This is a genomic window from Pseudoclavibacter sp. RFBA6, from assembly GCF_002931575.1.
GTDB classification, from domain to species: Bacteria; Actinomycetota; Actinomycetes; order Actinomycetales; family Microbacteriaceae; genus Pseudoclavibacter; species Pseudoclavibacter terrae.
Genome location: NZ_PSUA01000005.1, coordinates 147,699 through 168,927, shown reverse-complemented (window position 1 = coordinate 168,927; position 21,229 = coordinate 147,699). Strand labels below are relative to the sequence as shown.

General features: G+C 68.2%; 21 protein-coding genes. 3 read left to right on the top strand and 18 right to left on the bottom strand.

The features are described from left to right. Positions 1-70 precede the first annotated feature (70 nt). Together C5C17_RS03680 and C5C17_RS03675 are read right to left on the bottom strand one after the other, a co-directional pair. Entirely contained in the window at positions 71-1,081 is a 1,011-nt protein-coding gene (locus tag C5C17_RS03680; RefSeq protein ID WP_104252286.1) for a cyclase family protein, read from the bottom strand. 35 nt (positions 1,082-1,116) lie between these two features. Beyond that, positions 1,117-2,112 (bottom strand): fumarylacetoacetate hydrolase family protein, encoded by a 996-nt coding sequence (locus C5C17_RS03675; RefSeq protein ID WP_258065885.1) that lies wholly within the window; start codon positions 2,110-2,112, stop codon positions 1,117-1,119. A 192-nt stretch (positions 2,113-2,304) separates the two neighbouring features. On the opposite strand from C5C17_RS03675, the gene C5C17_RS03670 reads away from it, so the two are divergent. Continuing rightward, positions 2,305-2,760 (top strand): prevent-host-death protein, encoded by a 456-nt coding sequence (locus tag C5C17_RS03670; protein WP_104252025.1) that lies wholly within the window; start codon positions 2,305-2,307, stop codon positions 2,758-2,760. Between the two features lie 90 nt (positions 2,761-2,850). Then, positions 2,851-3,105: a hypothetical protein gene (locus C5C17_RS03665; protein WP_258065884.1), complete on the top strand. Its 255-nt coding sequence runs from the start codon at positions 2,851-2,853 to the stop codon at positions 3,103-3,105. 27 nt (positions 3,106-3,132) lie between these two features. Here the strand turns inward: C5C17_RS03665 and C5C17_RS03660 are convergent, their stop codons facing one another. Beyond that, positions 3,133-3,900 carry an SDR family NAD(P)-dependent oxidoreductase gene (locus C5C17_RS03660; protein ID WP_258065883.1) on the bottom strand — a complete coding sequence of 256 codons (768 nt, stop codon included), beginning with the start codon at positions 3,898-3,900 and terminating at the stop codon, positions 3,133-3,135. A gap of 103 nt (positions 3,901-4,003) precedes the next feature. On the opposite strand from C5C17_RS03660, the gene C5C17_RS03655 reads away from it, so the two are divergent. Further along, entirely contained in the window at positions 4,004-4,798 is a 795-nt protein-coding gene (locus C5C17_RS03655; protein WP_104252023.1) for a hypothetical protein, read from the top strand. Between the two features lie 217 nt (positions 4,799-5,015). Here C5C17_RS03655 and C5C17_RS03650 read toward each other — a convergent pair whose 3' ends face one another. The 15 genes from C5C17_RS03650 to C5C17_RS03580 all read right to left on the bottom strand — a co-directional run bounded on the left by C5C17_RS03650 (position 5,016) and on the right by C5C17_RS03580 (position 20,975). Beyond that, a complete protein-coding gene (locus tag C5C17_RS03650) occupies positions 5,016-6,623 on the bottom strand; it encodes a carboxylesterase/lipase family protein (protein WP_104252022.1) in 1,608 nt (535 codons plus the stop codon). 102 nt (positions 6,624-6,725) lie between these two features. Then, positions 6,726-7,712 carry an alpha/beta hydrolase gene (locus tag C5C17_RS03645; protein ID WP_258065881.1) on the bottom strand — a complete coding sequence of 329 codons (987 nt, stop codon included), beginning with the start codon at positions 7,710-7,712 and terminating at the stop codon, positions 6,726-6,728. Continuing rightward, positions 7,709-8,977, bottom strand: coding sequence for an ABC transporter substrate-binding protein (locus C5C17_RS03640; RefSeq protein WP_104252020.1), 1,269 nt, complete (start codon positions 8,975-8,977; stop codon positions 7,709-7,711). Before C5C17_RS03640 ends, C5C17_RS03645 begins: the two co-directional genes overlap by 4 nt. A 148-nt stretch (positions 8,978-9,125) precedes the next feature. After that, positions 9,126-9,758, bottom strand: coding sequence for a TetR/AcrR family transcriptional regulator (locus C5C17_RS03635; RefSeq protein WP_104252019.1), 633 nt, complete (start codon positions 9,756-9,758; stop codon positions 9,126-9,128). Positions 9,759-9,970: 212 nt separating this feature from the next. Continuing rightward, a complete protein-coding gene (locus C5C17_RS03630) occupies positions 9,971-11,185 on the bottom strand; it encodes an acetyl-CoA C-acetyltransferase (RefSeq protein ID WP_258065880.1) in 1,215 nt (404 codons plus the stop codon). Further along, on the bottom strand, positions 11,182-11,838 hold the full coding sequence (locus tag C5C17_RS03625; protein ID WP_104252018.1) for a CoA transferase subunit B: 657 nt from the start codon (positions 11,836-11,838) through the stop codon (positions 11,182-11,184). Before C5C17_RS03625 ends, C5C17_RS03630 begins: the two co-directional genes overlap by 4 nt. Next, entirely contained in the window at positions 11,838-12,656 is an 819-nt protein-coding gene (locus tag C5C17_RS03620) for a CoA transferase subunit A (protein ID WP_104252017.1), read from the bottom strand. The genes C5C17_RS03625 and C5C17_RS03620 overlap by 1 nt, the downstream gene beginning before the upstream one ends. Next, positions 12,649-13,896: a 4-carboxymuconolactone decarboxylase gene (pcaC, locus tag C5C17_RS18895; RefSeq protein ID WP_104252016.1), complete on the bottom strand. Its 1,248-nt coding sequence runs from the start codon at positions 13,894-13,896 to the stop codon at positions 12,649-12,651. The genes C5C17_RS03620 and pcaC overlap by 8 nt, the downstream gene beginning before the upstream one ends. Next, entirely contained in the window at positions 13,893-15,140 is a 1,248-nt protein-coding gene (locus C5C17_RS03610) for a lyase family protein (RefSeq protein WP_104252015.1), read from the bottom strand. The genes pcaC and C5C17_RS03610 overlap by 4 nt, the downstream gene beginning before the upstream one ends. Beyond that, positions 15,137-15,742 (bottom strand): protocatechuate 3,4-dioxygenase subunit alpha, encoded by a 606-nt coding sequence (gene pcaG / locus C5C17_RS03605; RefSeq protein ID WP_104252014.1) that lies wholly within the window; start codon positions 15,740-15,742, stop codon positions 15,137-15,139. Before pcaG ends, C5C17_RS03610 begins: the two co-directional genes overlap by 4 nt. After that, a complete protein-coding gene (gene pcaH / locus C5C17_RS03600; protein ID WP_104252013.1) occupies positions 15,735-16,598 on the bottom strand; it encodes a protocatechuate 3,4-dioxygenase subunit beta in 864 nt (287 codons plus the stop codon). The genes pcaG and pcaH overlap by 8 nt, the downstream gene beginning before the upstream one ends. Beyond that, on the bottom strand, positions 16,595-17,869 hold the full coding sequence (locus C5C17_RS03595; RefSeq protein WP_104252012.1) for a 4-hydroxybenzoate 3-monooxygenase: 1,275 nt from the start codon (positions 17,867-17,869) through the stop codon (positions 16,595-16,597). The genes pcaH and C5C17_RS03595 overlap by 4 nt, the downstream gene beginning before the upstream one ends. 264 nt (positions 17,870-18,133) lie before the next feature. After that, positions 18,134-19,147, bottom strand: coding sequence for a YhcG family protein (locus C5C17_RS03590; protein WP_104252011.1), 1,014 nt, complete (start codon positions 19,145-19,147; stop codon positions 18,134-18,136). A gap of 103 nt (positions 19,148-19,250) precedes the next feature. After that, a complete protein-coding gene (locus C5C17_RS03585; protein WP_146079070.1) occupies positions 19,251-19,889 on the bottom strand; it encodes a hypothetical protein in 639 nt (212 codons plus the stop codon). A gap of 60 nt (positions 19,890-19,949) precedes the next feature. Beyond that, positions 19,950-20,975, bottom strand: a complete 1,026-nt coding sequence (locus tag C5C17_RS03580; RefSeq protein WP_181028471.1) for a PASTA domain-containing protein — start codon at positions 20,973-20,975, stop codon at positions 19,950-19,952. Positions 20,976-21,229 lie beyond the last annotated feature (254 nt).

Here is a 21,229-nt window from a genome sequence, read left to right as displayed (position 1 = left end):
TCTGCGTTGACGATGAAGGTGTCTGTGTCAGCGGCGGCTGGGCTGCTGTGAGCTGAGATGCGAGGGCTGCTCAGCGGATGGCGATGGGATTGACGGGAGACCCGACGGCGCCGGTGATGGGCAGCGGCGGGGCGACGAGGAGGAACTCGTAGGTGCCGTCGGCGGCGCACGCATCGGCCAGGGATTCAAGGTCCCACATCTCGCCGATGGTGAGCCCCATGTTGGGGATGACAACCTGGTGGAGCGGTTGGAAGGCGTCGTCGAACTCGTTGGGGCGAACCTCGAAGCCCCAGGTGTCGGTGGCGATCGCGGCGATCTCGCTGCGGTGCAGCCAGCCGGCCGTCGTGAACGAGAGCCCGGCGCTTGGGCCGCCCGCGTAGCCGTTCCACCCGTCGCGCTGGGCGCGGGCGTAGCGGCCGGTGCGCACGAGCACGATGTCGCCACGGCCGACCGCGGCGGTCGCGCCCTGCGCGCGGATGCACGACTCGAGATCTTCGGTCGTGATCGCGTAGCCGTCCTCGAGCTCCCCGTCTTCGCGGAGGTGCCTGCCGAGGTCCAGCAGCACGCCGCGGCTCACGATCTCGGCCGCCGTGTGCTCGATGCCGGTGACGAGGTCGCCGTCGCTCGTGACGACCTCGCCGGAACGGCGACCATTCCAGGCGTAGCCGTGGTCGAAGATGTGGCCGAGTCCGTCCCATTGCGTGGAGCACTGCAGGGGCATGGCGATGACGTCGTCGGCCCCGCCGAGGCCGTGCGGGAACCCCTGTTTCGCGAGCTGCGCATCCGTGCCCGTGTCGAGCATCGTGTGCACGGGGTTCGTGCGGCGCCGCCACCCCATCTGGGGGCCGTTCATGTCGAAGGGCTGCGAGAGCGAGAAGCTGCGGCCCGTGCGCACGAGCTGCGCGGCGGCGGCACGCTTGGTGTTGTCGATGAAGTTGAGCGTGCCGATGCGGTCGTCGTCGCCCCAGCGGCCCCAGTTGCGGTAGGCCTGCGCGGCGCGGGCGACCTCGGTGGTGGGGTCGGTGCGGTCGAGCTCGGCCGGGTTGTCGGTGGGGGTCCCCGTGACCGTGGGGACTCCCACAGCGTCGGTGGTGCCGGTGGCGTCGGTGAGGGAGGTCACGACGAGACCGCTTCCGCCCGCACCTGCGTGGTCTGCGTGCCGAGTCCTTCGATGACGCTCACCATGACGTCGCCGTCACGGAGGAGGCGGCCGTGCACGATGCCGTTGCCGGCTGGGCTGCCTGTGAGAAGCAGGTCGCCGGGGAGGAGCGGCATGTTCTCGGACGCTGCCGAGATGAGGGCGGGGATGTCGAAGAGGAGGTCGTCGGTGACGGCGTCCTGCATCGTGTCGCCGTTGAGCGTGAGCTTGAGCGTGAGCGAGTGCGGGTCGGTCACGAACTGCGCCGGCACGAGGAAGGGGCCGGCGGGGAGGAAGCCTGGCGCGTTCTTGCCGCGGTACCAGTCGGTGCCGATCTCCTTCATGTCCTTGCGGAAGATGAGGTCGCGCGTCGAGATGTCGTTGACGATCGTGTAGCCAGCCACGTGATCGAAGGCGTCTTCGCGGGAGACGCGGTGGGCGCGCTTCCCGATGACCACCGCGAGCTCCAGCTCCCAGTCGTGCTGGTCGCTGTAGCCGGGCAGCTCGAGCTCGGCGTCGACGCCGGCGACGGCCGTCGGCAGGCCGATGAAGAAGTACGGCTCGCCGTCCCTGGCGCGCGCATCCATCATCTCGGCCGCCCACTCGCGCAGCTCCTCGATGGGGCGCGGATCGTTCTTGGCCCGGCCCGCGGCGACGAGGTCGATGACGTGCGTGCGGTAGTTGGCGCCCGTCTGCAGCACCTGGCGGGGCTCGACGGGGGCTTCCAGCGTGACGTCGTCGAGGGTCAGCCAGGCGCTGTCGTCGCTGGCGCTGCCCTGCGCGAGCTCGGCGACGCGGTCCCACGAGGCGGGCGCCTCGGCGAGGAAGTCGTTGAGGGAGTCTGCGCCGAGCTCGTCGCTGCTGAGCGGGCGGATGCGGCCGGCCGCGACGAGGCCGAGCTGCGGCTTCCCCTCCCCCACGCTGAAGCGGGCAAGAGCGAAGTCGGCGGTCAGGCCTTCGGACGACGATGTCACGGGTGGTCTCCAATTCACGACGCTTCGGTGCGTTCGTGACATAAGTCAACCGCGTGCGGCGTCATCAGCCAAGCCGGGATCCGTTATCCCGGGCATCAGGGTTGGTGATGGAGATGTGCTTCGCGGCCAGTGGTTCTCCACAGATTCCTCGTGGAAGCCTATTCAGAACTACTTCTGAAGTACGCTTTCGCCATGCGCTCCACAACATCCATGGCCAGGACGTTCAACTCGTCCGACCTCAGCCGCAACGCGACGAAGGTCTTTGCGGCAGCTGAAGACCACCCCGTCGACGTCACCCGACGCGACGGTGAAGATCTCGTGCTGATGTCGAAGAGCGAGTCTCAGGCCCGCGATCAGCTCTTGGAGATCGCGGCGCAGCTCATCGCAGTAGCGACCGACGACCGCGGCTCGCTCGAGCACCGAATGTCGCAGATGTTTCCATGGATGCTGGCGCTCAGCCCAGATGGCCAACGCAAGTGCGCGCACGACCTGCTCGATGCGTCGCGTGCATCCTTCTCTACCGGCCAGGCTCATCTTGCGATTGCCGAGCTCACGGCGTGGAAGGAAACGGCATCGGCGCTCGCGGCGGGACTGACCCCAGTTCAAGCCGACTGGCTCGAAGCCGATATCACCGTGGAACGCCCCTAGAAGGTGACGAAAGACACACCAGTCCCCCGCCCGACGAAGAAAGGCGAGTACCGCATCCGATTCGCGACGAACTCGGCCAGGAAAGGCTGGATGGATCTGGCCGCCACGATCCGAAACCCGCTCGCCGATGCCTGGGACTTCCTCACCACGACGCCCCAGGAGGCCACCCCGAACAACTACAGGCTTCGCGGCGAACTCGGCAGCCTTCAACGTGACGGTTGCGTCTATGCACGCTGGCAGCACAAGCCAACGCTGCGCGGCGATGCCCGCATCTGGTTCTACGTCGAGGGTGACCTCGTCTACCTGGAGCAAGTCCACACACATCACCCCCACGAGACGAAGTAGGTGCGCCAAGGGGTGCATGGCATGAAGTCAGCTGATCGCCCGCGCGATCGGCAGCCCGCCCCCGTGCGCGGTGAGGCCGCCGTCGACGGCGAGCTCGGCGCCCGTCACGAATGAGGTGGCCGGTGAGAGCAGGCTCGCGATGACGTCGGCAACCTCAGCAGGTGATCCCGTGCGCCCGAGCGGCGTCAGCTCGACGTTGATGTCCCGGAACGCCTGCGACGCGCTCGCCGTCATGGGAGTCTCGATGTAGCCGGGGTGCACGATGTTCACGCGGATCCCCCGCGGCCCCAGCTCCATCGCCGCGGTCTTCGTGATGCCGCGCAGCGCCCACTTGCTGGCCGCGTACGCCACGGCATAGTGCGCCGTGACTGCTGCGGCTGAGCCGACGTTGACGATGGATGCGCCGCCCGCCATGAGCGGGGCGAGCGCCTTGATGCCCATGGCGGGGCCGGTCGCGTTGACCGCGAAGGCCAGCTCGAAGTCCTCGGCCGTGACATTCTCGATGCGGGCACGCCGCGTGATGCCGGCGGCGTTGACGAGCCCCGCGAGCGCGCCGGCGGCCGCGGTCGAGGCGGCGGCGAGCTCGGCGACAGCCGCCCAGCCCTCCAGGTCGCGCACGTCGAGAACGACCCGGTGGACGCTCGGTCGCTCGGGTGCATCCGCTGGCCAAGAGAGGTCGGCCGCGATGACCGGGATGCCGTCGGCGACGAGCCGCTCGACGACCGCCGCCCCGATGCCGGACGCGGCCCCCGTGACAACCACAGGGGCGGGCACACTGCTGGTCTTGTCTGGCACGGGGCTCCTCTCGGCGCGCGGCGCTGCGCATCCACTTCAACCCAAGCAGGGACGGCGGCGTCGGCACACAGGAGATCAGTGATCTGCCTCATCGGTGGGCTCGATGGAAGGTTCTCCGCCGCGTGCACCGTTCGGGTGCTCAGCCTCGTGCCGCACGGCGCGCCTCGGCCTGGGCCACGTCTCGGTGCAGGATCACGCCGCGGTCGGCATGGGCGACGAGCGGATGCGCGCGGCCCTGGACAGCATCCTGGAGACGATCCCACAGGCGGACAGCACGCGCATCTCCGCTTCCGGGTTCTCCATGGGCGGTCGCCAGAGCTGGTCGCTGGGTGCACTGCAGACAGAGCTGTTCGCCGGTATCGCGCCGACGAACGGGGTCTTCGCACCGCCCGCATCAACCAACGATCTGCGCCTGCCGACGTTCTACGCTGGCGCACCCCTCGGGCCATTCGATGAGCTGCCGTCCAAGAACGGCACTGCCAGCACGGTCGACGAGACGCTCGCATCAACGTTCGCGAAGAACGGCATCACCGACTCCTACACGTTTGATGCTGAGGCCGACCCAGTCTGGGGCATCGCACCTGACCGCACCGCGAGCTACACGAGCCCGTACTTCGAGGTCCAGACTGACGTCAACTACTACGCGGATGCAGGCGGCCAGGAGATGGTGGCTCTCGCCATCAACGGCGACGCGACCCATGAACCACTGAGCGTGACGACGGAGGCAGCTTGGGACTTCCTGCAGGACTTCAGCCGGGCCGCTGACGGTTCGATCGTGATCGGCGACCCCGTTCCGACGGCACCGCCAGAGCGCCGTCTTGCTCTCGCGTCGTCGGGCGAACTAAGTCACGCACGGACGCTGATCGGGGTGTCACTGGCCGGCTGCCGCCTCCAGTGACACCCCGATCTCTGTTCGTCGGACCGCGCGAGATGTCGCCGATCGCCGGACTCGACGGCGCGAGGACTCGCACCCTACGGCTCGAGCACGGCACGACCCCACCCGCCGCCGTGGCGAACACAGCTTCGCCCCGGCCGATCTGCCGTTCGAGACGCTGCAGGAGCATCCGTCCGACAGGTCGCAGTGACCGGGGCGAAGCAGTGAGTGCGCGGATGCGTCAGCTCATGCTCGCCCAGAACTCGCACTGGTGCTCGGTCGCGAAGTCCTCGAAGGGCTTCTCGCCTTCCGGGGTCAGCTTGATGAAGGTCGGAGCCTCCGCCGTGAACGCCACCCACGGCGACCCCAGCGTCCCGGAGGTCAGGAATTCAGCCCAGTAGTCCATCATCCGATAGCCGAGCTCCTTCTCCTCGCCGGTCAGGGGACGCTCCACTTCCGCGTAGTCGAAGAGGTAGGCCAGCTCCGCCGAGTGGGCGCTCGACATGTCGATGCCGTCCAACGCCATCCCTGCGTTTGTCGGCGACGTCGGGTCTTCGAACTCGTACGCGTAGATCGTCGCCTGGTCTGCGGCACCCTCCGCGAACGTGAACGTGCTGCACCCGAAGGTGCTGTCGGTGTCGATCGCCGCGAGGGCGAGCGCCGGCTGATCGTAGTCCCCAGCCGGGTACCGCTGGAGAACGTCGTCGGCCTTCTCGGCGTACGTCTCGCGAACGCGCGCCTCGTACTCCTCAGCCGTCATCGAACCTGCATCCGGGCCCACGCTGAAGAAGATCCCCTGCTTCCCTTCCCAACGGTTGGAACCAGCCAGCACAGGGATCGCGTCCCAGTCTCCGGCCTCTATCGCGTCCATCGGCATCGCCGGGAGCACGTCGCTTCCGAACGTGGGCGAGAATCGGCCAGGCGTCTCCATGAGCACCTCGGCGTCGAGCCCCTGCAGGCATTCCAGCTGCGCGGCGCCGGCGGGGCAGCCGATCTCGGCCGCCGTCGTGTTGCCCGCCTCAACCGCAGCCTCGAAGGGAGTGAAGGCTCTGAATGCACACGACCCGCTCTGCAGGATCGCACCGCTGAGCATCCCGGTAGTCTCTGGCGACGTCAGCAGGCCGCAGATCGACATCGCCCCCGCGGACTGTCCCGCAGCCGTCACCCGTGCGGGGTCACCGCCGAACGCGGCGATGTTCTCATTCACCCAATCCAGCGCTGCGACCTGGTCGAGCAGACCGAACGAACCGGCGTCAGCGCCCATCGATTCGGACGCGAGGTAACCGAGCGCGCCCAGACGATAATTGATGTTGACGACCACGGTGTTCGTGCGCTCGACGAACTCCGAGGGGTCGAAGAGCGCGCCGCTGCCACCGCCGAACCCCCCACCGTGGATCCACATCATCACCGGCAGCTCTGCGTCAGCGTCAACGCCAGAGGGTCGGTAGACGTTGAGATACAGGCAGTCCTCGCTCTTCTCGACGCCGACCACCTCGCCTCCCTGCAGACAGGCCGGGCCGAACGCGTCGGCTTTCTTCGTCCCCTCCCACGCCTCGGGGGGCTCGGGCGCCTTGAACCGGAGATCATCGACCGGAGGCGCCGCGTAGGGGAGACCGAGGAACGCATCCACCCCTTCAGCAGCAACACCCTCGATCGATCCCTGCGCGACCGCGGCAGTCGCACCGCCTGGTGAAGTCGAATCGCCCGCTTGCGGGGAGCATCCGGCAAGGGTCAGCACCGCCGCGGAGGCGAATGCGAGCCCCGCGAGGCCTCTCGCCCGACGAACGCCGGGGTAGCCCTTCCGGGGGTTGCGGCGCGCTTTCGGGCGCGCCGATGAGTGATGTGTCATGACGACTCCAATGTCGTGAGGTGTCGGCGCCGCTTCGTGCGGTCGCCGGGTTCTCGATGGGTGGATGGAAAGGGAAAGCGGGAAGAAAAGCGGGCTGGGCAGCTAGGCGCCGAGCCACTCGCGCATCGCGGCAAGGGTGCGGTGCGCGCCGGCATCGGACGGCTCGTCGATGTGTCCGTGGTGCGAGTCGAGTTCGAGGCGGTACTGCGCGGCGACGCCCGCGCGCTCCAAGGTCCGGACGAAGGCCTCGGCTGACGGCACGAACGCGTCGCGCTCGCACGCGACGACAAACGTCCTCGGAAACCCGCGCCCGTTGCCCCACCCGGGGAACACCTGCGGGTCGGTCAAAGCCGCAAGGGATCCTGCGAAATTCATCGTGAGGCCGTCGAGGTGCGCAGCCTTCGGTGCCACCGCGGTCGGGTCGGTGGGATCGGGATGCAGGGCGGGATATACGAGGATCAGCCCGGCTGGCACGGGACGTTCCGCGTCGATGAGCCGCTGCACGGCCCCCGCGGTCAGCGTTGCTCCGGCGCTTGCCCCACCGAGTACGAGCCGGTCGCCGGGGACACCCAGCCATTCGAGCGAATGAGACCTAGCCTCCTCCCACCAGGCCAGCACGTCGTCGGACGGGACCGGGTAGTGCACTCCACGCACACATTTCGTGTAGTCGATGGACAGCACCGGGACGCCCCGGGATGCGAGTTCCAGAGAAGTCCAATTGGCTTCGGGTATGTCGAGGTGGCCACCCAGGAAGGCGCCGCCGTGGGCCCAGACAAATCCGACACCAGCTGCCTGCGCGGTCTCATCGACGTAGATCCTGCCAGGCAACGGACCGTTCGGCCCGTCGAGGGTCACGTCTCTCGTCGCAACGGCACCAAGGTGGGGGAATCGACGAACGAGCGAGTCAGCGTCGATGTCATCTCTCGGATCTGTGGGCTCACCGTTGCGACCGATCCACTCGATCATGTCGGCCACCGGCATCCGACGGAACTCCGCCGAGGTGACCTCGGACGCGGCGTTCTCGGGCATAGCGGCATCGGGCGCAGCATCCCCTGGCGTCTCGAGCCCGACGGGGCTGTCGGCCGTCACTTCGAGTCCCAAGCCGCGTCGAGCTCACCCAGCAGCCCGTCGACCGACTGCTGGCCCGTCAACAGGGCCTGCACTCCGGAGCCGAGCTTGTCGAAGACCGAAGGGTTGCTCCAGATGTTGACCGGGAACTGCGTGTACTGGCCATCCGCGATGAGCTGAGCGACCGGGGCATAGGTGGAGTTCGTGAGGTCGATGCCATCGATGCCCGTGATGGGGATCGTGCCTGACGCATCCGCATAGCCTTCAGCGTTCTCCGGCTCGGCGAACCAGTCGAGGAACGCCTGTGCGGCTTCCTTGCGCTCGGACGCCTCACTGATCGAGACGGCGTAGTCGGAACTCGCAAAGATGAAGGGCTTCGCGCCCTTCGGAGCGGGGAACGACTCGACGACGAGCTCGGCTTCAGGCGAGCTCCGTCCGAGCTCGACCGCCGCGCCGCCAGGGATGAACGCGCCCAGGGACGTCCCTTGACCGATGCCGTTCACGATCGCGTCGAATCCGCTGCCCTCTGCACCGGCCTGGAAGCATCCGGCATCTTTCATGTCGATGATGAGCTGGAGGGTGGCCCTCCACCCTTCAGTACCGGCGAAACTCACCTCTCCAGCTGCGCGCTGCGCATCCCAATCGGGATTCTCGGCGTACACGTTGGTGGCCGCGATGGTGACCGCGGCGATGCCGCCGTTGATCGGAACGGAGCCTGCGAGCGCAAAGAGAGACGTCCCACCGTCGAGCGCCGCGCAGGTCTCGAGCAGCTCTTCGCTCGATTCCGGGTACGCGACGCCAGGCGCCTCGTTGAAGATCGTCCCCGTGATGCTGATGTCGGTGGGGTGACCGAACTGCTCTCCGTCGACGAAGAACATCGACTTGCTGCCCTCATCCACTAGCGCCGCGTTGGTTTCGGCAAGTGGCGCGAGCAGGTTCGCTTGCGCCAAGGAGATCACGGAGAGCGTCGTGCCGGATCCCGGCGTCGCCATGATCACGTCCGAGGCGTTGCCGCCTTGGAGCTGGGTCCGGAGGACACTGTCGTAGTTCTCCGAGGGGATCGGGTTCAGCGTGACCGTGACACCAGGATTCGCTTCCATGTACCGCTCGGCGAGCGCCGCATACGGGCTGTTCTCAGTGGATGGGTAGGAGAAGGAGAAGTCGAGCGAACCTGCGCTCGGCGTGGAGGCGCTGCTGTCGCTGCAGCCCGCGAGCGCGACGACCACGGCGACGGCGGTGAGACCTGTCGTGACTCGGGTTCGGGCGGGAGTGAGCGTGGGGGGCATGGTCCAGTCCTTGACGTCGGTGTCGTGGCGAACGCGTCTGGAGCTGACGGACGGCGGTGTCCGTCCAGGCGAACGCGTCCTGGGCAACGCCAATGTAGCACTAATCCGAATGAGAATTCGGATTTTGTTCTCGTTGTTCGGGCGCCCACTACTCCGAGGCGCCGACCGGACCTTCCCCCGCCTCGAGGAGCAGACGGGCAGTGCGAATCAGGTTCTCGACGAGACGCCGCTGACCAGCTGCGCTCTGGGGGGTCGAGGACTCAAGGTATTGAAACGTTGCAGCATCCAGGACCTCATACACCCAAGAACGCCACGAGTCAGAGGAGGGCGCGACCACGACGTCCGAAGCTCGCTCGAGTGATCCCATGATGACTTCTCGCATCTCGCGCCAGGCGGCAGGACCGGCCGCATCCAACTCCTGCTGGGCCGCCGCGAGCTGCACCAGCGACCGGAGCGTCGGGGCGCTCGATGCCATTCCCTGCACGTAGGCATCCACTATCGATTCGACCGTCGCCGCACCATCCGCCTCAAGCGCCGCGAGCGTGGCCACCATCGAGGCCTGGATGCGAGCGAGCTCCTCCTCCTGCACGGTGCGCAACAGGTTCGCCCGATTGCCCACCCTGCCGTAGATGGTGCCGACCGAGACCCCGGCCCGCTCACTCACATCGGCAATGGTGACCCCGGCCGCACCATGCTCGGCCATGAGGGAGAGGGTGGCGGCCCTTACACGGGCGAAGGACTCGCGACTCCGCTGCTGCCTCGGCTGCGCGATGCCATCCATGGAACCCCCAGAGCGTCACCTGCCGCCGAACGCGATGCAGGTATGGCCGCCAATGATTCCACACGGCGGCACGCGAGCCCTAAGAGCAGGCAGCGGGGCGGGAATCGAGGTGCAGGCAAGCGCTCCCCCTCGTCTCGGGATGGGTTCCGCGCTTCGGGATGGGCCGCAAGCCATCCGGAAGCGAGAAACCCATCCCGAAACTCGCGCCCCCGCTACACGCGCTCGAAGACGGCGGCGAGGGCTTGACCTCCGCCGATGCACATGGTCTCGAGGGCGAGGCTCGCGTCGAGGGCGGGCAGCTCGTTGGCGAGGGTCGCGAGCATCCGGATGCCGGTGGCGCCGATGGGGTGGCCGATGGAGATGCCGGAGCCGCGCGGGTTGAGGCGCGGGTCTTCGGCGTGGATGCCCCAGTCGGCGAGGCACGCGAGCACCTGCACGGCGAAGGCCTCGTTGAGCTCGATCACGTCGAGGTCGGCCAGGCCGATGCCAGCACGCGACAGTGCCAGCGAGGTCGCCGGCACGGGCGCGACGCCGAACAGCCGTGGGTCGTTGCCGGCTACCGCCCACGAGACCAGCCGAACCGAAGGCGTGAGCCCAAGCTCAGCGGCACGCTCTGGCGTCGTCACGATGCAGGCGGCGGCCGCGTCATTCTGCCCGCTCGAGTTCCCGGCGGTCACGGTGGATGCGGGGTCCTTCTTCCCGAGGATCGGGCGCAGGCGGGCGAGGGCCTCAAGCGAGGAATCGGCACGCGGATGCTCGTCCCGGTCGACGAGCACGTCCCCCTTGCGTCCGGGCACGGTGACGGGAACCAGCTCGGCGTCGAACGCGCCGGATTCCTGGGCGGCGACGGCGCGCTGGTGCGATTGCAGGGCGAAGCGGTCCTGCGCCTCACGCGAGATGCCGTACTCCGACCGCAGCAGTTCGGCGCTGCCAACGTTGCCGTCTGGGCTCGGGTAGTTGACGCCGCCCACCGTCTCGCGGCCGCGCGCGAGCGCGTCGTGCAGCATGAGGCCGGCGGGCGGGGTGCCGCGGCGACCCTGCTCCGTATAGAGAGGAGCGTTCGACATTGACTCGGCGCCGAGCGCGACGACCACGTCGGCGACGCCCGTCTGCACCTCCATGGCCGCGTTCATGACGGCTTGCAGGCCCGAGCCGCAGCGCCGGTCGAGCTGGTACCCGGCCGTGGTGATGGGGAAGCCCGCATCCAGCGCCGCCACGCGCCCGAAGGCCGGCGATTCCATGGAGGGGTAGCCCTGCGCGGCGATGACCGAGTCGACGGCGTTCACGTCGAGGCCGCTGCGAGAGACGAGCGCCTCGAGCACGGCGACGCCAAGATCGCGAGCAGAGAGGGGTGCGAGCGAGCCGCCGAGGCGGCCGACCGGCGTGCGCAGGGGCGAGCAGATGACGACCTCGCGCAGCTCGGTCACGCGGAGACCTCCTGCAGCGAGTCGGCGACCGTGAACGCGGCTCCGGTCGCATCCCGAACCTCGTCGACTGTGACGCCGGGCGCGAGCTCGATGAGGACGAGCCCCGAGTCCGTCACGTCGAGGACGGCGAGGTCGGTGATGATGCGGTCGATGCAGCCCTTGCCCGTGAGGGGCAGGGTGCACTGCTCGACGATCTTCGGCGAGCCGTCCTTCGCGACGTGCTCCATGACGACGAGCACGTGCTCGGCACCGTTCACGAGGTCCATGGCCCCGCCCATGCCCTTCACCATCTTGCCGGGCACGGCCCAGTTGGCGATGTCGCCCTGCGCGGAGACCTGCATGGCGCCGAGGACGGCGTTGGTGACGCGGCCGCCGCGGATCATGCCGAAGCTCGCCGCCGAGTCGAAGAACGAGGCGCCGGGCAGCACGGTGACGGTCTCCTTGCCCGCGTTGATGAGCTTCGGGTCGGCCTCGCCCTCCCACGGGTACGGACCGACGCCGAGGATGCCGTTCTCGGAATGCAGCACCACCTCGATGCCGTCGTCGATGTAGTTCGGGATGAGCGTCGGCAGCCCGATGCCGAGGTTCACGTACGAGCCGTCCTTGAGCTCCTGGGCGGCGCGGGCGGCCATCTCGTTCCTGGTCAGCGGCATCAGGCGTGTCCCCTCGAGTCGGTGGATGAAGTGGATGCGCCAGCGGCTTCGCGCGGCCGGACGGTGGTCTTCTCGATGGGCAGCTCGCCCGCCTGCTCTGCGCTCAGCACGACGACGCGGTCGACGTAGATGCCGGGCAGGTGGATCTCGTCGGGGTCGAGCTCGCCGGGTTCGACGAGGCGGTCGACCTCGGCGATCGTGATGCGCCCGGCCATGCCCGCGAGGGGGTTGAAGTTGCGGGTCGACTTCTCGAAGATCAGGTTGCCGTGGCGGTCGCCGACAGCGGCGCGCACGAGCCCGAAGTCGGTGCTGATGGCGGTCTCGAGCACGTACTCCTTGGCGGCCCCGAACACATCGAAGGGGCGCTGCTCCTTGGGCTCGCTGACGAGGCCGACGGTGCCGTCGGTGTTGTAGCGGATGGGCATCCCGCCTTCCGAGACCATGGTGCCGGCCCCGGTCGCCGTGTAGAAGGCGGGGACGCCGACGCCGCCGGCACGCAGCCGCTCGGCGAGCGTGCCCTGCGGGGTGAGCTCGACCTCGATCTCACCGGACAGGTACTGCCGCGCGAACTCCTTGTTCTCGCCGATGTAGCTGGCGATGACGCGGCGGATGCGCCCCTCCGACAGCAGCTCGCCGAGGCCCCAGCCGTCGACGCCGCAGTTGTTGGAGACGACCTCGAGGCCGTCGACGCCGAGCGCCTGGATGGCCCGGATGAGGGTGATCGGCACGCCGGAGAGGCCGAAGCCTCCGACCGCGAGCGACGATCCCGCCGGAATGTCGGCGACGGCGTCGGCCGCCGAGGCGTAGGTCTTATCCACGTTCTGCTCCTTCGTTGGGGCTGGATTCTTGAGTGTCTGCGGCACCCGCGGCGTCGAGGCCCGCGAAGACCTCCTTGGCGATGCCGAGGGCGCCGTTGGCGGGAGGCAGCCCGGCGTAGAGGGCCGTGTGCAGGATCACTTCGGCGATCTCGGCGCGCGACAGGCCGTTCGTGAGGGCGGCGCGCACGTGCATCCGGATCTCGGCCTCGTGCGCCCCGGTGACGAGGCTCGCGAGCGTCGCGATGGACCGCTCGCGGCGGGACAGCTCGTCGCGCGCCCAGATCTCGCCCCACGCGTAGCGGGTGATGAAGTCCTGGAACGGCGCCGTCTCGGCGGTCGTGCCGGCGACGGCCCGGTCGACGTGCGCGTCGCCGAGCACCTCGCGGCGCACGCGCATCCCTTGCTCATGCGCGGCGGCCTGCGTCGACTGGCCCTGCGAGGCGGATGCGCGCAGGTGCGTCGTGAGGAGGCTGGCGGCGGCGTCCGGGTCTTCGAGCGCCGCGAGGTGGGCGGTGCCCGCGATGGTCGAGTGGTAGCCGTTCGGGATGCGCTCGGTGAGCGCCTGCATCGCCTCGGGCGTCGTGACGACGTCGTGTTCGCCGCTCACGACGAGGGTCGGGGCGCGCAGCGAGCCGAGCGAAGCGGTGCGGTCGAAGGCGGCGAGCGCCTCGTTGCAGCGCGCGTACGACTCGTCGTCGATGTCGATGAGCGTCGAGAGTGACCGCGCGGCGGCCGAGAGGGGGTTCTGCTCGAGGAAGCCGGGCGCGAACCAGCGCTCGGCGCTGCCCGTGACGAGCGATGCGGTTCCGGATGCGCGCACCGCGGCGGCGCGTTGCTCCCAGCCCTCGGTCGTGCCGATTTTCGAGTCGGTGCAGAAGAGCGCGAGGCTCTTCACACGCTCGGGATGCGCGAGGGCCAGCTCGAGGGCGACGGCCCCGCCCAGCGAGAGCCCGGCGAGATGGAAGGCGCCGCCGCCGGCTTCCTCGACGACGTCGAGCACCGCATCCGCCAGCTCGTCGATCGTGAACGGCTCCGCCGTGGCCGGGCTGGAGCCGTGACCCGGGAGATCGAGGCGCAGGATGCGCAGCGTGCTGCCCGGTGTCGAGGCGCGGAGGGCCGCGACGGTGCCGTCCCAGAGCGTCATGGTCGTGCCGAGCGATGGGAGCAGGACCAGCAGCTCGTTCTGCGACGCGGGCTGGGTGCCGGGGGCGAAGGCACCCCTGAGGCGTGGGATCGTCATGCCGTCTCCTCGCTGTTCTTGTCGTCGTCGGTGTCACCGTCGTGGTCGTTGGCCGACTCCCGGTACAGGAACCGGCTGATGGCCGCGTTCACGACCCGGTTGGCGGCCTGCAGCGTGACCTGGTCGGCGCCTGCGACGGCGGAGTCGGCGAGGTGGTGGCGGGCGGTCTCTCGCTCGACGGTGACGCGGTCGAGGGATGCGGCAAGCCGCCTGGCGGAGACGCTGGCGAGCTCGAGGAGGCGGCGCAGCGCATCCCATTCGGCGTGCCATTCGCCGGCCGGCCGCTCGTCCTGCGAGACCGCAGCGGACGCGACTGTCGCCAGCAGGCCGGGCGCCTGGAGGGCGTTCGAGACGACCACGATGGGGGCGACGGGGTTCTGCTTGTGGGGCATGGCGGACGACGTGCCGCCGCCACCGAGCGAGAGCTCGCCGACCCGCTCGCCGGAGGCGGTGACGAGGTCGCGGCCGATGCGGCCGAGCGCTGTGCACACGGCCGTGGCAGCGCTTGCGACGGCGAGTACGGGGGTGCGCTCGGCGTGCCAGGCGCGGCGGGGGTCGTCGAGGCCGAGGCCGGCGGCGAGGTGCGCTCGCAGGATGCTGGTGGTCTGCGCGCCGGATCCGAGCCGGTCTGCCGCCTCGCCGGTGCCGACCGCGCCGCCGAACTGCACGGGGAAGGCGAGGCCGTCGATGGCGGCGATGGCGGAGGTGACGCCGTCGAGCCAGCCCGCGAACTGCACGCCGATCGTGCTCGCGGCGGCCTGCCGACCGAGCGTGTAGGCGACGCGGGGCGAGCGGCGTTCGGCGTCGGCGAGGCCCTGCAGGCGAGTGCCCGCGACGACCAGGTCGGCGCGCACGGCCGTGAGCGCGTCGCGCGCGTGCAGCATGCTGGCGGAGTCGACGATGTCCTGGCTCGTCGCGCCGGCGTGCAGGCGCGGGGCCTCGATGCCGGCGGAGGCGAGGGATGCGCGCAGCTGGCGCACGAGCTCTGGCACGATGACGCCGTCGGCTTCGATGCCGTCGCGCAGCGCAGCGGCGTCGAGGTCGGCGGCTTCGACGGCCGTCGCGGCCGCGCTGGCGTCGCGCGACTCGAGGGAGGCCCAGGCGCGCAGCAGCTCGGCCTCGACGACGAGCATGCCCCGCACGAGGCCGCCGAACTCGTCGGATGCCGGCCCGCCGGTGCCCGTCCCGCCGGCCGCTGACCCGCGAGCATCCGCCTGGCGGGAGCCTGCCTCGCCCGCGCTCACAGTTCCTGCCCGAAGTCGAAGAAGACAGTTTCGCCGTCGCCTTGGAGGCGGATGTCGAAGCGGTAGCTGCGTGGCGCATCCGGGGTCGCGATGAGGGTCTCGCGGCGCTCGGGGGCGAGGCCCGCGAGCACGGCGTCCCCCTCGTTCTCGGTCGGCTGATCGCCGAAGTACGCCCTGGTGAAGAGGTGGTGGAGGAGGCCGCGCGCGAAGATCGTGACGAGCAGGTAGGGCGCCGCTCCCGCATCCCGTCGTCCTGGCTTGATGGTCGTGAACGAGTAGTGCCCGTCGCGGTCGGCGGGGGTGCGTCCGAAACCCGTGAACGTGTAGCCGTCACGCTCGAGGCTGCCGCGCTGCGCGACCGGCTGGCCGTCGGCGTCGAGGCCCCAGAGCTCGAGGATTGCATCCGGAACCGCCTCGCCCGCACCGTCGGTGATGGTGCCGTGGAGGCGGATCGAGTCGGGTCGCCAGGGCGCGGCGATCTCGCCGCCGCGCTCGTAGGGCAGGGCGTAGCCGTAGAAGGGGCCGACGGTCTGCGACGGGGTCTGGCCGAGCGGCGGCGTTGAGGCCTCGGTCGGGGATCCTGCTGTTGTGGGTTCAGGCATGGTCGTCGTCCTCCGGTTCCATCCACGTGGACTCCGAGCCGGTGAGCACGATGTCCCACTTGTAGCCGATCGCCCACTCGTGCTCGCTGACGTCGTGGTCGTAGTTCGCGACGAGCCTCGCGCGCGCGGCGGGGTCGACGATGGACTGGTAGATGGGGTCGAGCGCGAAGAGCGGGTCGCCGGGGAAGTACATCTGCGTGATGAGGCGCTGCGTGAACTGCGTGCCGAACAACGAGAAGTGGATGTGCGCGGGCCGCCACGCGTTGCGGTGGTTCTTCCACGGGTACGCACCGGGCTTGATGGTGGTGAGGCGGTACTCGCCGTTGTCGCCCGTGATGATGCGGCCGACGCCGGTGAAGTTCGGGTCGAGCGGGGCGGGGTGCTGGTCGCGCTTGTGCACGTAGCGTCCGGCGGCGTTGGCCTGCCAGATCTCGACGAGCTGGCCGCGCACGGGGCGGCCCTCTCCGTCGAGGATACGGCCGGAGACGATGATGCGCTCGCCGATGGGTTCGCCGTTGTGCTGGATCGTCAGGTCGGACTCCTCGGCCGCCACGTCGGTGTGCCCGAAGGCGGGCGAGACGAGCTCGATCTCCTCGGGGTCGGCACGCACGAGCTGGTGCGTGGGGTGGCGCAGCGCGACGGAGCGGTACGGCGCGAAGTCGCGCAGCGGGTGGCTCCGGGCGTCGTCGGCGTGCGCCGCGTGGGTGTCAGCGATCTGCTGCGAGATGAACGACTGGGTGACGAGCGAGCCGACGGGGCCGTCGAGCTTCTCGGTACTTTCGGGCTGGCCCGGAGCGTGCGGTGTCTGGAAAGCCTCGCCGGCCTGCCCGGCCGTGTTGTCTTGCGGGGCGCTCATCGTGCATCCACGAACGGGAGGCCGGCGTACTGCTCGGCGAGGCTGACTTGGGCGGCGTGCGAGGAGGTGACGTAGCGGATCTGCCCGAGCTGGCGTTGGAAGTCGAAGGCACTCTGCTCGGGGGATCCGTCGGCGGGGTGCACGTGGAGCATGTCGGTCATCCACTGCGAGAAGTGCTGCACCTTCCATTGCCGGTCCAGCGCTTTGTCGCTGTACTGCTCGAGGCCGGTGTCGTCGCCCGCGTAGTGGGCTTGGAGGGCCTCGGCGAGGAGGGCGACGTCGGCGATGGCCGAGTTGAGGCCCTTCGCGCCGGTCGGCGGCACGATGTGGCCGGCGTCGCCGACGAGGTAGAGGCGGCCGTAGTTGAGGGTGGAGACGACGAAGCTGCGCATCGGCAGGATCGACTTCTCGGTGATGGGGCCTTCTGTGAGGGTCCAGCCCTCGGTGCCGAGGCGCGTCTGGAGGGCTGCCCAGATGCGCTCGTCGCTCCAGTTGGCGATGTCGTCGTCGGGGCTGACCTGCAGGTAGAGGCGGGAGACGGTGCTGGAGCGCATGGAGTGCATGGCGAAGCCGTCGCGGTGGAGGGCGTAGATGAGGTCATCGGTGGAGGGCGCGACGTCGGCGAGGATGCCGAGCCACGCGAAGTCGTAGACGCGTTCGGCGACGTCGAGAGTGCCTTCGGGGAAGGTGCGGCGGCAGACGCCGTGGTAGCCGTCGGCGCCGATGATGTAGTCGCAGTCGAGGGTGATCCGCTCGCCGTTCGGAGCCGTGTAGGCGACGGATGCACGCTCCCCGTCGGTCAGCGTTGATTCGATCTGGGTCGGCTGCACGTCAGTGGCTTCGAAGATGAGCTGCGAGCCGAGGCGCTCGTGTTCTTCGACGAGGTGGTGGACGAGCGCCTGCTGGCCGTAGACGGTGACGGTGCGGCCGGTGAGCTCGGCGAAGTCGATGTGGTGACGCTCCCCCTCGTGCTGCAGGTAGATGCCGTGGTGGGTGAGGCCGTTGGCCTTGAGGTCGGCGTCGAGGCCGTACTTGCCGAGAAGGTCGACCGAGTCCTGTTCGAGCACGCCGGCGCGGATGCGGCCGAGCACGTACTCCTTGTCGCGCGCCTCGAGGATGCGGTAGTCGATGCCCGCCTGTCCCAGGATGTGCCCGAGCAGCAGGCCGGCTGGCCCGGCTCCGATGATCGCCACCTGCGTGGACTGGCGTCCGCCGGCCTCGGTGCTCTCGCCTGCCTCGGCGGTCTGGCTCGGGCTCTCGTCGCTCGTCATCGAACGCCTCTCGTCGTTGGGAAGGATAAGACGAGTGTGCGGGGCGAACGGATGCGATGGGCGGGGGTTTCCGCTGAGTGGAAGGTTCTCGGCTGTGCCGTCGGGGTTCTCGCAGGGCGGTGACGGCGAGACCTCGCGCCTCATCCCGTGTTCCGGTCTCGAGAGTCGCGGAGAAATGCGAGCGCTTCATCATCATCGCTCCCGCGGAGGGTTACATAAAGAAGCTTCTTCTTCGTTCACGCAACGATGTGTTGCGCGAACTGATTATGGAGCTTCCAGTGCGCGCCGGAGCTCAACCTCGGACGGAAGCGCAGCCTGCTCGGCCGGAGGGAGCAGATCGTAGCTCGCGATCGCGATCGGGTGGCTGCTGCCGGCAAGTGCATATCGCACGACCCGGTCGTTCTTGTCCGTGCAGAGGAGCAGTCCAACGGTTGGCGCGTGTGCGGGCCGTCGAAGCTGGTCCTCGACGAGCCCGACGTAAAACCCAAGTTGGCCGGCATACTCGGGTTTGAACTTGCCGACTTTCAGCTCGACCACGACGTAGCGCAGCTGCTCCACATGGAAGAACAGCAGATCGACGAAGAACTCGTCGCCATCGACGTCGAAGGGCACTTGCCGGCCAACGAAGCTGAACCCACTGCCCAACTCCCCCAGCGTCTCGATGATGCGCTCGACGAGGGCCTGCTCGAGCTCGCGCTCAGCGTGACCGGGCTCGATGCGAAGGAAGTCGAAGACGTAGGGGTCCTTCATGATCTGCTGCGCGAGGTCAGAGGAAGCAGGATCCAAGAGGCGATCGAAGTTCGTTGGAGCGGCACCGAACCGCAAGTGTGCGGTTGTCTTGAGGTGATGCTCGAGCGTGCTTCGACTCCAACCGTTGGCCGCTGCTTGACCTGCGTACCAGTCCCGCAATTCCGGGTCATCGAGCTTGTCGAGGAGCACAGTGATGTGTCCCCACGGCAATTGCGCAACAGCTTGTTGCGCAATCTCGGTGACGTCCGTCCATGCGCGGGCGAAGGAGCGCATGTAGACCAGATTGCGGGGCGAGAATCCGCGGGAGTCGGGGAACTCTGCTCGCAGGTCGGCGGAGAGTCGCTGGATGATCTTGGTGCCCCACTGAGCGTCGTCGGTGCGCTCGGCGAGGACCTGACCAATCTGCCAGTACAAGAGGGTGAGCTCCACATTGACCCGGCGTTGGGCTCGGTAGCGGGACTCATGGACGCGCTGCTTGAGGCGAACGAGCACGCTCGCGTAGTCGTTCGGAAGTGCCAGCTCGTCCATACTCGAAAGCCTATCCGCGCGCCCTCTGGTCACTCGGCATCGCCGAACCCGCTCGAGAACAGACCTGGTCACCTGCCGAGCGCTCTCGGATCCAGGACAGAGGCTAAACGCCGTGTGCTTCGCCTCCGATGGCAGTCGCGATCTGGGGAGCGATCTCTGCGGAGTTGGTGATGCCCTCGCTGGAGTTCAATGTGAGGGCTGTGTTGCCGTAGGAGACGTAGATGCCTCCGAGAGAGTCGCTTGCCTCACCCCAAGTCGTGAGCGTCGCGGTGTCGGGGAAGACATTGATGCCGGCATCGAAGCCGTTGATCGTGATATCGAACCGTGCCTTGGCGCCGGACAGCCCGGTTTCTGCGCGGACGGGGTCGGTGTGCTCGATGCCAAGCTCGCCAAGCGCCCCAACGAATGCCTGAACCGAGGCCTCGATTTCGGAGACTGTCTCGGCAGGTGCTTCCGGTGTGACCGGCGCGGCCGTCTCAGCTGGAGCTGAAGATTCTGCGCTGGCTGCCGGCGTTGCGTCTGTGCCGCTGGCGCATCCAGTCAGGGCCAGCATGGTGATGAGTGACGCAGACGCGGTTGCTGTGACGATTCCGTATTTCATGGGGTCTCTTTCTGGAATGTGGTGTGAAGAGTCGAACTTCGTCAGGGTGGCGAAGTGGTAATGGGCTGTCGGGGCCGGCGGCCCCGGAACACCTGCTAGCAAGCGATCACTGCCCGCTGATGCGCAGCGCGAGTGATGCAAAGGGTGTTGTTACTGGCAGGGTTGGTCAGAGGGAGCGGGGGCGGCAGTGATTCCCGGGCATCATCCGCAGGAGACCACCGCGTACGGTCCGCTCGACGTGTTCGTGAGAACGACCTCTCCGTTGCGATACATCGTGCAGGTGATGCTGTCCCCGTCGAGCATTTGCGCGTTGAAATTGCCACGTTCGTAGCGGTCGTATCCGTTGTCAGGGAACGTCATCGACCACGGGACTGAAGCGCCGGTGTCCTGCGAGATGGAGAACGACCCCGGAGGCGCCCACGTGACCATCGCCGTCGATCCGTTCCCGGTAATTTCGAACGTGATGGTTGGCCCGGTGAGCGTGTAGGTCACTGTCGACCCTTCCGCGACCTGCGTTCCCGCCGCTGGCTCCTGGCCGGTGATCGTCCATGAGCCTCGTGCAGTCGGAGATGCAGACGCTGAGGTGAGGCCGAGCGCCTTGAGTTCGGAGTCTGCCGTTGTTGAGTTCTTACCGGAGAGATCTGGCACCGTCACAAGCGGCGCTTGGACCGTGAATGCAACGGACGTCCCATGCTGAACGCTGGCGCCCGCCGCAGTCGCCTGGGCAGACACTGTCCAGTCAGTTTCGTACCCAGTCGGCGATGCTTCTCCGCGCAGGCCGGCGTCGGTCAGCGCGGAGGTCGCCTCGCTGACAGTGAGGCCAGCAAGATCCGGTACCGCAACGTTGGGGACTTCCAAGGTGAGTTCGACTGCATCCCCAGCGCGCCCGTTCGTACCAGCGGATGGGTCTTGACTGAGCACCTTCCACGACTGTGACTCGGTCGGCGTGAAGGGGATCGAGATCGACACTCCAACTTCATCGGCCAAGATCAACGCGTTCGCGACGTCGCTAGCGGCAAAATCGGGGATCGAGACGGGGGCTGCTTCCATCTCGAGGTCGACCGAGGTGCCGGCCCAGAGCATCGCAGCGGGGCTCGACAGCTGCGTCTTGACGACCTGGCGGTCTTTGTCGAGGGTCTTCACCCAGTCGATGTCGCCAACCTCGAGGCGAGACGTGTCGAGCTGTGTGGTCGCTTCAGCGAAGGTCGTGCCCACGAGGGATGGCACGCGGGTCAGGTTCGACAACACGAGCACAGCCACGACGGCAAGCACTGCCGCCGCAGACGCAGCTGCTATCCACTGGGCTCTCCGAGACCGGAACACACGACTCGTCTTTACCCAGACGCGCGCCGCACGTGCAGCGAACGGAGTCGAATCGCTGTCCCGCTTGGGTGCATGTGTCGACCAATGCGGCTTCAAATCGGGTGTCATGCGGTGCTCGCTCTCAACACAGGTGAGCCGAGAGCTCACTGCTTACGCTT